Source organism: Halobellus captivus (assembly GCF_007655485.1).
Lineage (GTDB): Archaea > Halobacteriota > Halobacteria > Halobacteriales > Haloferacaceae > Haloquadratum > Haloquadratum captivum.
This window is the reverse complement of sequence record NZ_VJXQ01000003.1, coordinates 131298-145877: the sequence shown is the minus strand read 5'-3', so window position 1 is coordinate 145877 and position 14580 is coordinate 131298. Positions and strand designations below refer to the sequence as shown.

Genomic DNA, 14580 nt, shown 5'->3' with positions numbered 1-14580 from the left:
GCCGTAGTTGTGAGGATTATAGGGGAAGAGCACGTAGCGGAGTATGCAATGACAAACGACGGTTACGCCAAAGACGTGCTCGTGTCACCCGAGTGGGTGGAAGAGAACCTCGACGAGTTCGAGAGCGACGACCCCGCCTATCGACTGGTCGAAGTCGACGTCGACACCGAAGCGTACGACGAGAGTCACGCGCCCGGTGCGATCGGGTTCAACTGGGAGAGCCAACTGCAGGACCAGACGAACCGGGATATCCTCGACAAGGACGACTTCGAGGAGCTCCTGGGAAGCCACGGCATCTCCGAGGACTCCACGGTCGTGCTGTACGGCGACAACTCCAACTGGTTCGCCGCCTACACCTACTGGCAGTTCAAGTACTACGGCCACGAGGACGTGCGCCTCCTGAACGGCGGTCGCGACTACTGGATCGACAACGACTATCCGACCACCGACGAGGTGCCGGAGTTCTCCGCGGTCGACTACAACGCCCGCGGTCCCTTCGAGTCCATCCGCGCGTACCGCGACGACGTCGACCACGCCGTCGACGAGGGCCTGCCGCTCGTCGACGTCCGCTCGCCCGAGGAGTTCTCAGGCGAGATCCTCGCCCCGCCGGGACTGCAGGAGACGGCCCAGCGCGGCGGCCACATCCCCGGCGCGCGGAACATCTCGTGGGCGGCGACCGTCAACGACGACGGGACGTTCAAGTCCGCCGACGAGCTCGAAGAGCTCTACGCCGACCAGGGTATCGACGGCTCCGAGACGACCGTCGCCTACTGCCGCATCGGCGAGCGCTCCTCGATCGCGTGGTTCGCGCTCCACGAACTGCTCGGCTACGACGAGGTCGTCAACTACGACGGCTCCTGGACGGAGTACGGCAATCTCGTCGGCGCGCCGATCGAGAAGGGCGACGGCCAGTAACCACCGAATTCCGCTTTTTTTGCGCTGCCGACGTCACCCCGCGAGCACGAGGCTCGCGATCGCAGGGGTGAGAAACGCCTCGATGAAGGCCGCGACGACGAACAGCGAAACGAGGCCGAGGAGCACCCGGTAGCTCCGTCGGATCGCCGCCGGGATCTCGTCGACGTCGCGTCGACCGCGGAGCACACCGAGGACGACGGCGCCGAGCCAGAGTCCGACTCCGCCGCCGACGACGAGCGCGGGAATCTCGATGATCCCGTGCGGGGCGATCAGCGCGACAACGGCGATCGGTTCGAAGACGCCCGCGACGGCCCCGACGATCAGGCCGTTGAACGCCAGCCCGACGGCGGCCGGGATACCGACAGCGAGCCCGCTGTAGGCGAGATCGACCGCGACCAGCCAGTTGTTCACGGCCAGATTGATGAACGTCCCGACCGGGAACGTCCCGAAGACGTTCGCTACGCCGTCTCCGATCGGCAGCGCGACGCCGATCGGAGCCGTCGCGCGCCACCCGACGAGGCCGCCGAGGCCAACGAAGCCGAGCGAGGCGAGGTTCGCGACCGGATTACCTTTGAGGAAGCCGCCGACGGCGCGGAGGCCGCCGACGAACGCCGCGCGGAGTCGCCGATCGACCGGCGCGATATCCGGGTCGGAATCCAGCGCCACTTCGGCGTACAGCGAGGTCTTGAAGCCGTCGATCAGCGGCGAGAACAGGACGGTTCCGAGGAGCGCCGTCACCCGCGTCGCGCCGATCGCCGAGGCAGCGCTTCCGACCCCGCCCGAGGCGAGCAGCGCGGCGAACGCGACGGCGACGTAGACGAGCGCGGCGACCGGCCGCTGGAACGGGAAGCGAACGCTCCGGCGGACGGCCTCGACCGCGCCGACGTCGTCGACGACGACGGCCTGCTCGGCGAACGCGAAGAGGACGAACACGGCCGCGACGAGCAGCGCACCGACGAACAGGACGAAGAGGACCCCGAGGATACCGAGCCCCAACACCGTCCACGCGGGCTCCGTCCCCGTCGCCGACGCGGAACCGAACGCGGCGGTGACGTAGCCGCCGATCGCGGCGAGGACGCCGAAAACCGGAACCGCGACCGCCGCGAGCGCGGCGAGGAGCAGGAGTCGAACGCCGAGGATCGATTTCCAGTATCGTCCGATGCCCTCGACGGCGGCGCGAACCCCGTCGTCGTTCCGGAGCAGCCCGTAAATCCCGCTCACCGTGGCCGCGCTCCCGACGGCCGAGGCGATCACCGCGAGGAGAATCGACAGGAGCGCGCCGACCGCGACGAGGCCGATCGTCTCGGGCGTGAGCAGTCCGGCGAACGCCTCGCCGAGTTCCGGTGCGAGTCGTTCGACCTCGCCGGGGTCGATCTCTCCCCCGTTGGTATCGAGCGGGCCCGCCCCGCTGTTCAGTTCGCGCAGAACCTCGACAAACGGGTCGAGTCGGCCCGCGGACGCGAGAAACCAGACGGCGAGCAATCCGGCGACCAGCACCGGCACGCGAGCGATCCCGTACAATCCGGTCACGAGCAGATACAGCGGCAGCACCGACGCCGATCGCTCGAAGAGCAACCGTCCGCCGGTTCGGAGGGCGATGGAGGGCTTCACGTGCGTGAACTCTCAGTCGCCAGACATAGATCTTCGGGAGCGGGCTGCTGGAACGCGTCGTCGGCTGATATCTCGACTCGGCGTTCGACGTGTCGATGGCTACAAGCGCGGGGCGAGCGAAGGACCGATATGAACGGCAGCGACCTCACGGCGGAGCTACAGGACGAACACGAGACGGCGTTCTCTCGGCTCGGCTCCTCGAAAGCGATGTACGCAGTCACCGGCGGCGAGATGGACGGGGACAGCATCCGTGCGGCGGCGGCGAGTGACGCGCTGGCGCTCGCGGACGTGCTCGAATCGTGGGCCGAGTCCGACGGTGGGGGCGGAGACGGAGAGGCCGACCTGTTCGCGGACCTCGCGTCCGCCGCCCGCGATCGGGCCGCCGACGTCGCGGACGATCCGTCGGACGGAGACGGACCGAGCCGCTATGAGGCGCTCGCGACGTTCGAGTCGATACCGGCCCGGCTCGGCGGACTGCTCGGCCGCTACCTCGTCGCGCTCGAACACGCCGGACAGATGGTCGGCTTCTTCATCGGCGACGCGGATCCGATGGCCGCCGACGACTTCCGCGGCTACCGATCGGAACTGGAAGCAGAGCGTGATCGCGTCCTCGCGGCGCTCGACGGTGCCTGCGACTCCGACGACGACTGGAAAGCCGCCCGGGAGGCCGCCGATGCAGTCGTCGAAGCCGCCTACGACGACTACGTCAAGACGCTGGAATCGATGGGAATCAAGCCGAAGAACGTCTGTTGAACGGACTGTAACCGTCGGTCGACAATAGTCGGAGCCCGAGCCGAGACCTCGCCGGGGGCGTCTCGGAGAATCGGCCGCATCTGTGTCCCGTTGGTCGCAGACACTACGGAGCGGCGATCACCGAATTGAGGGGGAGGGAGTGACCGATTCCACCGGGGTGAGGCGGGGTCGACCTCCTCAGCGGACGGGAGTCGGTACCACATCTCCACCCGAAATAGGGGGGTTCAGGCGCTGAAACGGCTGACAACGAGATGACGTGTGTCAGTCGCGCGTCAGACGCCCGCGACGCCCTCACGGAACTCCGAGACGCTCGATCGGGCGTCGACGACGGCCTCGTGGGCCGCTCCGTCGGTCTCCTCCGCGAGTTCGGCGAGGACGTTCATATGCCGGGCCAGCCGACCGTGGTCGGGGGTGCGCTCTCGCGCCGCGAGCGTCGCGAGCGCGTCCGATTGGTCGTAGATTCGCTTCCGTGCGTCGCCGTCGGCGGCCTCCGCCGCGTCGCGGAGTCGCTGGCTCGCCGCTTCGAGGAGTTCGTGTGCCATACGCGAGCGTACACTCAGCAGTTTGAAAACGCTTCGCCTCCGTCGGCCGGGTCGCTCGGACATCTCGCGTCAATCGGCGCGCCTTGTTCCACTCCGACCGACCGTCTCAAGTGTCTGTGCTTCCAAGAACCCCCGATGAGCGACACCTCCGGGTCGAGTCCGCTCTCGCCCGACAGACCGACCGCAGAGCGGGAGTTCCGCGTCGACGCCCCGTTCGACCCCGCGGGCGATCAGCCCGAGGCCATCGAGCGGCTCGCCGAGGGATACGCGTCGGGGATGAACGAGCAGACGCTGCTCGGCGTGACCGGATCGGGCAAGACCAACACCGTCTCGTGGGTCGTCGAGGAGTTCCAGCAGCCCACTCTCGTGCTCGCCCACAACAAGACGCTCGCCGCGCAGCTGTACGAGGAGTTCCGCAACCTGTTCCCGGACAACGCGGTCGAGTACTTCGTCTCCTACTACGACTACTACCAGCCAGAGGCCTACGTCGAACAGACCGACACCTACATCGACAAGGACATGTCGATCAACGAGGAGATCGATCGACTTCGCCACTCGGCGACGCGCTCGCTTCTCACCCGCGACGACGTCATCGTCGTCGCGAGCGTCTCGGCGATCTACGGGCTCGGCGATCCGAAGAACTACACGGAGATGGCCCTCCGCGTCGAGCGCGACGACCGCCTCGACCGCGACGAGTTGCTCGCGCGCCTCGTCGATCTGAACTACGAGCGCAACGACGTCGACTTCCAGCAGGGGACGTTCCGCGTCCGCGGGGACACCGTCGAGGTGTACCCGATGTACGGCCGCTACGCGGTTCGGGTCGAGTTCTGGGGCGACGAGGTCGACCGACTGATGAAACTCGATCCGCTCACCGGGGAGGTCGTCTCCGAGGAACCCGCCGTCCTCGTGCACCCCGCAGAGCACTACTCGATCCCCGAAGACCAGTTGGAGGAGGCGATCGGTGAGATCGAGGCGCTGATGGAAGACCGCGTGAAGTACTTCGAGCGGCAGGGCGACCTCGTGGCCGCCCAGCGGATCGAGGAGCGTACGACGTTCGACATCGAGATGCTCAGAGAGACGGGCTACTGCTCGGGCATCGAGAATTACGCAGTTCATATGTCCGACCGCGAGTCCGGCGAAGCGCCGTACACGCTGCTCGATTACTTCCCCGAGGACTTCCTGACCGTCGTCGACGAGTCCCACCAGACCTTACCGCAGATCCGCGGGCAGTTCGCGGGCGATAAGTCTCGGAAGGACTCGCTCGTCGAGAACGGCTTCCGGCTCCCGACGGCGTACGACAACCGCCCGCTCACGTTCGAGGAGTTCGAGGAGAAGACCGACCGAACGCTGTACGTGTCGGCGACGCCGGGCGACTACGAGCGCGAACGAAGCGAGCGGATCGTCGAGCAGATCGTCCGCCCCACCCATCTGGTCGATCCCGCGATCGAGGTCGAAGATGCCACCGGGCAGGTCGACGACCTGATGCACCGGATCGACGAGCGGATCGAGCGCGAGGAGCGCGTGCTCGTCACGACGCTCACGAAGCGGATGTCCGAGGACCTCACCGAGTACCTCGAGGAGTCCGGCGTCGACGTCGCGTACATGCACGACGAGACCGACACGCTGGAGCGCCACGAGCTGATCCGCGACCTTCGCTTGGGCACTATCGACGTGCTCGTCGGTATCAACCTCCTGCGGGAGGGACTCGACATCCCCGAGGTCTCGCTCGTCGCCATCCTCGACGCGGATCAGGAAGGCTTCCTCCGCTCGGAGACCACGCTCGTCCAGACGATGGGACGGGCGGCGCGAAACGTCGAGGGCGAGGTGATCCTCTACGCCGACGAGACGACCGATTCGATGGCCGCCGCGATCGAGGAGACGCGCCGTCGACGCCGGATCCAGCAGAAGTACAACGAGGAGCACGGCTTCGAGCCGAAGACGATCGAGAAGGCGGTCGGCGAGACGAACCTCCCCGGAAGCGGCAAGCGTTCGGCGAAGTCCGCGACCGACGATCCGGACGACGCCGAGGAGGCGCGCGAGCAGATCGACTACCTGGTGGAGAAAATGCAGGATGCCGCCGACAACCTCGAATTCGAGCTCGCGGCCGACATCCGCGACCGGATCCGCGGGCTCCGACAGGAGTTCGATATCAGCCCGGACGAGGGCGGATCGGGAGATCGAGCCGAAGGGGTCGACCCCGGTGTCGATCCGCTCGACGACGTGGCGGTCGGTGAGCCCGATACTGAAACGTAACTGAGGTGAGCGCTACCGGTCGGTGGCGTCGGGAGAGGCGTTCGACCGACGCGAGCGGTACAGATTGACGACGAGTCCCGCGACGAACGCGAGGAAGCCGACGCCGACGAGCCATAAGATCGAGGGGTGTTCGAGTCCGAGGTGAAGCAGTGCTGTCATCGTCACGATTGACAGAACGCATCCACCTAACAGCTTCTATCTCTCCGCATCGTAGGCCCCTTCGAGGTTCAAGTCGACGTCGGTCTGGGCGGCGTCGTCGTCGCCACGGGCGGCGAGTTCGCCGACGGACTCGGCGCTCTCGACTCCGTCGACCGCCGCGAGAATCTCGTCGACGTCGTCGATTCCGAGCAGTTCGCGCGTCTCGGCATCGAAATCGAGGCTCTCCAACCCGGCGGATTCCTGCACGGCAGCGCCGGTCAGCCCGCGACCGTACCGACCCAGCAAACTCGTGAGTTCCTGGGGGAGGACGTACGTCGTCGACGGCGACGTGCCGATTCGAGTGAGCGCGTCGAAGCCGCGGTCGATCATCGCGCGCTCGCCCATCGATTCGGCGGATTTCGCGCGCAGTACCGTCGAGATGGCGTCACCCTGCGCTTCGAGGATCTGGCTCTGCTTTTCGCCCTGCGCGCGGATGATGTTCGCCTGCTTGTCACCCTCGGCGGTCTCGACGGCGGCGCGTCGCGAACCCTGTGCTTCGAGGATCATCGCGCGGCGGCGGCGCTCCGCGGAGGACTGGTCTTCCATCGCGGTCTCGACGGCCGCGCTGGGTTTGACGCTTCTGACCTCGACGCTCTCGACGCGGATGCCCCACTCGTCCGTCGGCTCGTCGAGTTCTTCGTTGATGCGTCGGTTGATCTTCTCGCGCTCGGAGAGCGTCTCGTCGAGTTCCATATCGCCGAGGACCGCCCGCAACGTCGTCTGTGCGAGGTTCGAGACCGCGCGCTCGTAGTCGTCGACCTCCAGAAACGCCCGCTTGGCGTCCATCACCTTGATGTAGACGACGGCGTCCGCAGTGACGGGGGAGTTGTCGCGAGTGATCGCCTCCTGTTTGGGGACGTCGAGCGTCTGCGTCCGCATGTCGAACGCGTACGTCTTCGAGATAAACGGCGGAATCACGTTGAACCCGGGTTCGAGCAGCTTCCGGTACTCGCCGAACACCGTCAGCGTCGCCTTCTCGTAGGCGTTCACGATCTCGACGGCGCTGTAGACGGCAGCGATCGCCTGCGCGAGGACGACGAAACCGACGACGGCCAGCGGATTGCCGCCGAAGAGGACACCCGCGACGAGGAGGGCGACGGCGACGGCCGCAGCAGGGAGGAGCCACCCCGGTGGCCCGTGCGCCGAGAGGCGGCCGAGTTCGCGAAAGAGGTTCGCCATAGCTGACATTGTGAGGCTGTCGCATTAAGGGTGTCCCGCGGGTTCGCAACCAGTCAGAACGCCGCGTGGTCACGAATCGTCTTCGAGGATGCGGTTCAGGTTTTCGCCCTCCTCCCGCATATGTTCCCGAACGGCGTCGAACTCCCGACGATTGAGCCACGCGCCGATCGGTCCGGTCCGAACGCTGATGCGTTGTGTGAGCTCACACCCGCCCGGGTGGGAACTGATCGCGAAGCTGATGTGGGGCATCAGAAGCCGGACGAGCCGTGACGTCGGCTCGAACTCGATGTATCGATCCGGATCCACCCGCGTGAACCGGACCGTTTTCCGCTGCGTCTTTCCGGCGATCTCCTCCTCGAAATAGGCCGTCGCACCCGCTTCCAGTCCGTTTCCGTCGATCCAACGGAACGCGACGTGATCCGGGTGCCATCGCGTGTAGTGCTCCTCCATCGTCTCGAAGAAGTGAAACACGGCACCCGGGGACGCCTCCACCACCGTCGTCTCTTCGAGGATCATCAGTGCCTCGGCGATACCCATCGCTCCGTCACTACTTGTAGGCTCGGGAGCGACCGGGGAGAGGCAGTAGTTCGCAGCACGCGGTCGACTCTGTCGATTCGAAACGTACCCGTGAAACCACCCGAAGGCACTTGGGGGTCGACGACGAGGTGGCAGCTATGCGCTTACCGATACCCGGTTCGGACCGCGGAGCACTGGAAGTCGAGGACCTTCTGAAGATCGTCCTCGTGCTCGTCGTGATCTGGCTCGTCCTCGAAGTCATCGGCGGAGTTCTCGGTATCCTCGGAGAGCTTCTCGGACCACTCCGACCCCTGCTGGGACTTGCCGTCATCAGCCTCATTGTGCTGTGGTTGCTGGATCGGATCTGATCGGTTCGTCGCCCACGAACCGTCCCCGTTTCTCCGCGGCAGTCCCTTTCGGTTTCGGAGAGTCGCTCCGCTATGGGCAGTCGCTCTCGTCGACGGGCTGTCGGTCCGCGCCCTGGTCGACGGCCCGTGTCGCCGCGGATGCCACGTTCACGACCATCATTCTCCCGCCGTATCCGTGCGTCTGATCGTGACCCCTCACTGCGACGCAGCGCACGTCCGAGGGGATCTCGAACGTGTCCGACCGGGTGAAGGGTTGCTGCGCGTGCGCGTGGAGTAGATCGCGACGGCCGATCCGCGTCCCGTCGAGACGTTCGACCTGCCACCAGTCGGCGTAGCCGTCTTCTCCCTCGTCGTCGTGGTGCAGCGTGACGTCGAAGGAGTACTCGCCGTCGCTGCCGTCGATCACAACGTCGACGACGTTCGCCTCCCGAAGATCCAGCTCCGACCGGCCTCCCGAGTCGGCGTCGTTCGCCCGCGTCTCATCACTGCCGCTGTCGTCCGCGTTCGATGGTGACCGTGACCCGCTGGCAGGACTGTCACGTCCACCGTTCTCCCCAGGCGTTCCGCTACAGCCAGCCAGCAGACCGATCGCAGACGCACTCGACAACGCCAAGAGCAGAGTCCGCCGAAAATACCGTGGCGTGCGTCCCATACGATGATATCACGGGCGCGGCCGATAACGGTCACGGCGACCTGGGTCACGTCTCGACGGCCCCTTGCCCACAGTCTCGACGGCTTCTTGCCCACTGGAACCACACCCTCGACCGTGTTCAGCCTGAACGTCCCCGTTCCGGGGGAGCTCAAACGCGTCGCGTCGGAGCTTCATCCCGCACTCACGCGCTTCGAGCGGATCCGCGAGCGCCACACGCTTGTCGCGAAGCGCTTCGACACCTCCCTCGACGACGACGCGGACTCGCTACCGCGGCTTCGCGAGCGGCTGCGGCCGTCACTCCGGCGACACGTTTCGGGCGGTCTCGACCTCCGAGTGACCGGTCTGGACTACTTCGAGACGCCCGCGCGGGGGACTGGACCGGTCGTCTATCTCACCGTCGAGAGCCCGGATCTGCACCGACTGCACCGCAGACTCTGCGAGTCGTTCGGGACGGTCGCGGGGATCGAAGGCGACGACTACGTCCCGCACGTCACGCTCGCGCGGGGCGGCCGCATCGACGATGCGCGCGAGGTGGTCGCGGGGCGGGGCCTCGAACCGATCGAGTGGACGGCCACGGAGCTGCACGTCTGGGACTCGCGGTACCGCGAGGCCGCCGCGCGGATCCCGCTGCGGTGAGCGTTCGATGCGTCCGGCGCGCACCTACGGCCGCGGGGGCTCGCCCGGATAGGCGTCGAGATCGGCGTAGAAGTTCAGCATCGAGAACTTCAATTTTCCGGGGGCGACGTCGACGAGTTCCGCGCGCTCCTCGCGCGGGAAGCTCTCGCGGACGCCGTACTTCCCCATCTCGACGCTCTTCTGGGTGTAGCGCTTGTCCACGAGGAGCCGGACGCCGTAGTCGTCCGGCGCGCGGATCACGCGCCCGAGCGCCTGTCGCGTCTTCCGGATCGTCGGAATTTCCACCGCGTAGCGCCAGCCCGCCTCCGACCGATCGTCGTACGCGCGGTCGTAGGCGTTCTGGATCGCTTCCATCCGCTCGGAGAGGTGCGGGTACGGCACGCCAACGACCGCCACGGTTCGCGCGTCGTCACCGTCGAAACTCACACCCTCCGCGAGCGTGCCCCAGAGAGAAGTAAAGAGCGTCGCGTCGCCGCTTCCGACGAACGACTGCCGCAGCGACTCCGTGTCGACGTCGGAGCCGTCGAGCAGGAGGTCGCTCGTCACGTCCGCGCGGCTACGGAGGCGGTCGTGATACCGCTCGGCCTCGGCGTACGAGGGGAAAAAGAGCAGCGTGTTCCCCGGGGTGAAGCGCACCGCGTCAGTGAGGACGTCCGCGATCGCGGCCTGCGTCTCCGGATCGGATCGCTCGGAGCTGAACAGGGCGGGTGCCTCCACCGCAAGCGTCCGACGTCGCTCCTCGGGGTACTCCAGCCCGTAGGCCATCGTCACGGGGTCGTCGAGTCCCAGCACGTCCGCAACGACGTCGAAGGGGCGCAGCGTCGCCGACATCAGCACGCTCGCGTGGACCTCCGCGAACAGCGCCTCGGTCACCTCCCGCGGGATGCAGGTGTACAACTCCGCGCGGCCGTACACCTCGTCGGTGCCGCCGTCGCGACGCACCGAACACATCGGATGTTGCCCGAGCTTTCCGCCGTCGGCCATCCACGCGGCGATGAACTCCGCGACCGAGAGCGTCTGACACTCCGATCGGGTCGTCGTTCGCCCCTCGCGGTACGCCTCCTCGTACTCCCGGTCAAGCGTCCGGCCGAGTTGCAGCGCGAGGTCGACTTCGGTGTCGATGCCGCGGCCCTCGTACCGGTCCAGAAACGCGAGCGTCAGATTGTCGCGCCGGTCGCTGTTGGCGATCGTGAGGTCGTGCCAGTCCTCGCCGACCTGCTCGCGCTCGCCGAAACCGAGCGCGTCGTCGTAGGTCGCGCGCAACGCGCCGAGAAACGCCGAAACGACGTTGGTCGCTGACTCGGCGCGGGAGTCGTCGACGTCCTCCAGTTCCGAGAGCGCCTCTTCGAGCGTGTTCTCGGTGAGCGCCCGGCTGGCGTGGTCGCGCGCGGCAGACTCGATGTTGTGCGCCTCGTCGAAGACGGTGACGACGTCCTCCGGTTCGCGTCCGAGCCACCGGAAGAACTGCTCTCGTATCGCCGGATCGAGCAGGTGGTGGTAGTTGCAAACGACCAGGTCCACGGCTTCCATCCCCTCCTTGAGGAGTTCGTACCCGCAGAGCTGTCGCTCGTCGGCGTACGCGTAGATCTCCTCGGGCGTTCGCACGTCGTCGAAGAGCCACTCGAAGAACTCCTCGGTGCCCGAGACGAGGTTGTTGTAGTAGTGCTCACAGACGTTCCCGTCGCGGAGTTCGTCGAGTTCGGATTCGACCGCGTCGAGCTCGTCGGTCACGGCGGTCCGGGCCTCGCCCGCACCGTCTTCGCCCTCCCGAAGCCGATCGAGGAGGGCGTCGGCCTGATCGGTCAGTTCCGCCCGCTCCTGCTCCTTCTCGACGAGCGTTCTCGTCGTGTCCCGGAGCGTCTGACACTCCTGGTACTCGACGTCGATGTGGCACATCGACGACTTCCCCTTGAACACGACCGCGCGGAGCGGCTCCTCGCGCGTGATCGCGCGGGCGTCGGAGACGAACTGTCGCATCTGCTGATGGACGTTCGTGGTGATGACGACCGTCTTGTCCGTCCGTCGGGCGTACTCCAGGGCCGGAACGAGCGCTGAGAGCGTCTTTCCGGTGCCCGGCGCACCCTCTAAGAGGACGTCGCACTCGTCGTCGAGCGCGTCGGCGATTTCCGCCATCGCCGAGCGCTGATTCGGATACGGCTCCTCGTACGGGAAGAACCGCTCATATTCGCCGGTCGTCGACACGGTGGTCTCTCCGCCCTCCTCGAAGTAAAAGGCTCGGACGGTCGACAGGGCGGAATCAGTCCTTAGTGAGGGACGGTATCAACCAACATAATTCTACTGGCCTCGTGCGCCTGAGTCACCCCGCCGAGACGCCGTTATTCCGGATGACTGAGTACCGTCCGGTATGGCGACTGAAACCAGCACGACGAGGGCAGCACAGACGGAAGACAACGCGTGGCAGTACGGCGTCATCGCCGGTGCCATCGCGGCCATCGTGATGGGCGCGTTGATGGTGATGCAGATGCGGCCGGTCATCGAAGTCGCAATCCCGTCGATGTACTTCCTGATGGGGGGTGCCGCGGGGTTCACCATCCACGTCGCCCACGGTGCCGTATTGGGTGTGGTCTTCGCCGCGTTCGCGGCGACGCAGACCGACCTGACGACCGCGAAAGCCATCGCGTACGGCGTCGGCTACGGCGTGGTCCTGTGGGTCGTTCTGGCCGTTCTGGTGATGCCGATTTGGCTCTCGGCCGTCGGCTCGCCAGCGAACCCGTCGCTGCCGAACGTGAACGTCATGAGTCTCGTCGGTCACGTTGTCTACGGGGCGGTCCTCGGCGGTGTGTACGCAGTGTTGTGGCGGCAGTAGTCGGAGAACGACGGTCGGAACAGACTGTGAAACGTGGATTCGAGAGTCACTCTCGGTACGATGATTTCACTCACTGTAGAGGAGGGCGAGGGAGTAGTACGTATCGAGCAAAGAGCGATATCTCTGGTCTCAGAGATATCAGCCTGTATCCTCCAGTGAGCGGGTGAGTTGGCGGGGAGCGTATAAATGTAATATAATATAAATTATTTAGTAGGAAATATTAATACAAAATAGAGAGGATCATCAGGTGCCAATGTGCGCTAACAACGTCGACGAGTTAGTCCGGGAATCGGACAATATCGTCGAAATGCTGCGGGGAAACGCCACCGCGTTCACCCTCGGCGAACATTTTCCGGCGATCCCGAACGAGATAACGAACTGGATCGAAGAACAGCGGGCAATCATTGAATCGGTTGCACTCGGCGATCTGTCCCACCATATGACGGAGATTCACGCCGAGGGGCCGGATGCCTTCCAGTTCTTTAAGGATTTCTCGGTCAACAGCTTCGAGAACTTCGAGATCGGCGACGGAAAGCATATCGTCCTCTGCAACGCCCGTGGTCATCTCATCGGTGACGGACCGCTGCTTCGATTGGGTGAAGAGGAGTTCTGGGGTGTCCCGTGGGGTGCCGAAAACTGGCTGGAGTATCAACTCGAAACCGGCGACTACGACGCGACGGCATCCTTCGATCCGCCGACTGCCAAGAAAGACGGCGGCGATCCCGAGAGTTTCATCATCCAAGTTCAGGGACCGGACGCGTACGCTACACTGTCGAAAATAACCGACGCAGACATCAAAGACATTGGTTTCTACAAGTTCAGAGAGATCACCCTAGCGGGCAAGCAGGTTCGGGCGTTCGGTCACGGGATGTCCACGCAACCGGGATTCGAGTTCCACGGGCCGTTCGAGTACGCCGATGAGGTGAAAAGCGCGATTCTCGAGGCAGGCGAGGAGTTCGGGATCAGACACCTCGGATCGAAAGCTTATAACTCACAGTCAGTCCGACTCGGATGGATCGGTGCGGGTCCGCCGCCGGTCTACGACGGCGAAGAGATGGAGGGCTTCAGGAAGTGGCTGGGAACGGATCGCCGCGAGGCGTCGTTCTCTATCGAGGGGAGCTACGACTCAGAGGACATCACGGACTACTATATGACGCCAGTGGAGTACGGCTTCGGTGGCCTCGTCGACTTCGATCACGACTACGTCGGGAAAGAAGCGCTCAGAGAGCAACTCGACAATCAGCAGCGAGAGTTCGTCTCGTTGCTCTGGGACGACGATGATATGGTCGATGTGTACGCATCGCTGTACGGTGACGGTACCCCCAATAAGTACTTCGAGCTTCCGCGGTCCCGGTGGGGGAACTCGGCGTTCGACAGCGTGACGAAAGACGGCAGCCTCGTCGGCCTTTCCCGCCGTCGGTCGTACGAACCAGATATCCGCGGCATCGCCTCGCTCGCCGTCGTCGATCTGGAATACAGCGAACCCGGGACCGAAGTGACCGTCCACTGGGGAGAGGGAAGCGACTCGATCAACCCGCGAGTCGAGGATCACGAGCCGACGGAAGTCTCCGCGACCGTCGCCCCGGTACCGTATACCGAGGACCTCCGGAAGGCGTGAAGCGGCCTTTCGAGGTCGACCCTCGATCTCGTCGTTCGGTACTGCCGGTACGGTCCCGTTTTTTTGAGAAACCGCGTCGGCTCTCACGGTGCACGGAAGCGAAGTGAGGGAAAATGACCGACCGTTTTGACGGCGATCCCGCGGCCAGAGTTATACGTCGACTCGCAGTTCGTCGCCGTCGACTATCACCGGGAACGTTCGCATCCGCTTTTCGGTCGTCTGGTGCTGTCCCGTCTCCAATTCGAACTTCCAGCCGTGCCACGGGCAGGCCGTGACCCGTTTTTCGCAGTCGATGTCGCCCGGTCCCTCGGTCAGGCAGTCATCCTCGCCGATCCGCTCCTCGTCGATCCGGTGGAGCGCCGCTCTCCTGTGGATACAGCGGTTCTGCATCGCATAGAAATCTCCGTCGCAGTTGAAGATCGCGATCTCTAGGCCGTCGACCTCGACACCGATCACGCCGCCGTCCGGTACCTCGTCGACGGACCCCACGATGTGTTCTGTCATCCCTTTAC

At 65.1% G+C, this 14580-nt stretch carries 15 protein-coding genes; 7 read left to right on the top strand and 8 right to left on the bottom strand.

Annotated features, from left to right (window positions below):
• Positions 1–48 precede the first annotated feature (48 nt).
• Complete coding sequence (locus FJT57_RS10050) at positions 49–915, top strand: sulfurtransferase (RefSeq protein WP_144904760.1); 867 nt, start codon at positions 49–51, stop codon at positions 913–915.
• A gap of 33 nt (positions 916–948) precedes the next feature.
• Here FJT57_RS10050 and FJT57_RS10045 read toward each other — a convergent pair whose 3' ends face one another.
• Positions 949–2526 carry a stage II sporulation protein M gene (locus FJT57_RS10045; RefSeq protein ID WP_238993967.1) on the bottom strand — a complete coding sequence of 526 codons (1578 nt, stop codon included), beginning with the start codon at positions 2524–2526 and terminating at the stop codon, positions 949–951.
• Positions 2527–2655: 129 nt separating this feature from the next.
• On the opposite strand from FJT57_RS10045, the gene FJT57_RS10040 reads away from it, so the two are divergent.
• A complete protein-coding gene (locus FJT57_RS10040; RefSeq protein WP_144904758.1) occupies positions 2656–3279 on the top strand; it encodes a transcription antitermination protein in 624 nt (207 codons plus the stop codon).
• A 272-nt stretch (positions 3280–3551) separates the two neighbouring features.
• Here FJT57_RS10040 and FJT57_RS10035 read toward each other — a convergent pair whose 3' ends face one another.
• Complete coding sequence (locus FJT57_RS10035) at positions 3552–3821, bottom strand: DUF7553 family protein (protein ID WP_144904756.1); 270 nt, start codon at positions 3819–3821, stop codon at positions 3552–3554.
• Between the two features lie 135 nt (positions 3822–3956).
• On the opposite strand from FJT57_RS10035, the gene uvrB reads away from it, so the two are divergent.
• Positions 3957–6074, top strand: a complete 2118-nt coding sequence (uvrB, locus tag FJT57_RS10030; protein ID WP_144904754.1) for an excinuclease ABC subunit UvrB — start codon at positions 3957–3959, stop codon at positions 6072–6074.
• Positions 6075–6086: 12 nt separating this feature from the next.
• Here uvrB and FJT57_RS16665 read toward each other — a convergent pair whose 3' ends face one another.
• The 3 genes from FJT57_RS16665 to FJT57_RS10020 all read right to left on the bottom strand — a co-directional run bounded on the left by FJT57_RS16665 (position 6087) and on the right by FJT57_RS10020 (position 7988).
• Positions 6087–6233, bottom strand: a complete 147-nt coding sequence (locus FJT57_RS16665) for a hypothetical protein (protein ID WP_203229143.1) — start codon at positions 6231–6233, stop codon at positions 6087–6089.
• A gap of 36 nt (positions 6234–6269) precedes the next feature.
• The gene (locus tag FJT57_RS10025; RefSeq protein WP_144904752.1) at positions 6270–7451 is read right to left on the bottom strand and encodes an SPFH domain-containing protein; all 1182 of its coding nucleotides are present in this window, start codon (positions 7449–7451) and stop codon (positions 6270–6272) included.
• 69 nt (positions 7452–7520) lie between these two features.
• Positions 7521–7988, bottom strand: a complete 468-nt coding sequence (locus FJT57_RS10020; protein WP_238993966.1) for an SRPBCC family protein — start codon at positions 7986–7988, stop codon at positions 7521–7523.
• A 137-nt stretch (positions 7989–8125) separates the two neighbouring features.
• Between FJT57_RS10020 and FJT57_RS10015 the strand changes: the two genes are divergently transcribed.
• Complete coding sequence (locus FJT57_RS10015) at positions 8126–8335, top strand: DUF7554 family protein (protein ID WP_144904750.1); 210 nt, start codon at positions 8126–8128, stop codon at positions 8333–8335.
• A gap of 70 nt (positions 8336–8405) precedes the next feature.
• On the opposite strand, the gene FJT57_RS10010 is transcribed toward FJT57_RS10015, so the two are convergent.
• Positions 8406–8987, bottom strand: coding sequence for a hypothetical protein (locus FJT57_RS10010; protein WP_144904748.1), 582 nt, complete (start codon positions 8985–8987; stop codon positions 8406–8408).
• Positions 8988–9101: 114 nt separating this feature from the next.
• Here FJT57_RS10010 and FJT57_RS10005 point away from each other — a divergent pair, with 114 nt between their 5' ends.
• A complete protein-coding gene (locus tag FJT57_RS10005; RefSeq protein ID WP_144904746.1) occupies positions 9102–9623 on the top strand; it encodes a 2'-5' RNA ligase family protein in 522 nt (173 codons plus the stop codon).
• Between the two features lie 24 nt (positions 9624–9647).
• On the opposite strand, the gene FJT57_RS10000 is transcribed toward FJT57_RS10005, so the two are convergent.
• Positions 9648–11825: an ATP-dependent DNA helicase gene (locus FJT57_RS10000; RefSeq protein ID WP_338035700.1), complete on the bottom strand. Its 2178-nt coding sequence runs from the start codon at positions 11823–11825 to the stop codon at positions 9648–9650.
• A gap of 163 nt (positions 11826–11988) precedes the next feature.
• On the opposite strand from FJT57_RS10000, the gene FJT57_RS09995 reads away from it, so the two are divergent.
• A complete protein-coding gene (locus FJT57_RS09995; protein ID WP_144904744.1) occupies positions 11989–12450 on the top strand; it encodes a DUF6789 family protein in 462 nt (153 codons plus the stop codon).
• Positions 12451–12703: 253 nt separating this feature from the next.
• Complete coding sequence (locus FJT57_RS09990; protein ID WP_144904742.1) at positions 12704–14068, top strand: aminomethyltransferase family protein; 1365 nt, start codon at positions 12704–12706, stop codon at positions 14066–14068.
• Positions 14069–14218: 150 nt separating this feature from the next.
• On the opposite strand, the gene FJT57_RS09985 is transcribed toward FJT57_RS09990, so the two are convergent.
• Positions 14219–14572, bottom strand: coding sequence for a Rieske (2Fe-2S) protein (locus FJT57_RS09985; RefSeq protein WP_144904740.1), 354 nt, complete (start codon positions 14570–14572; stop codon positions 14219–14221).
• Between the last annotated feature and the right edge of the window lie 8 nt (positions 14573–14580).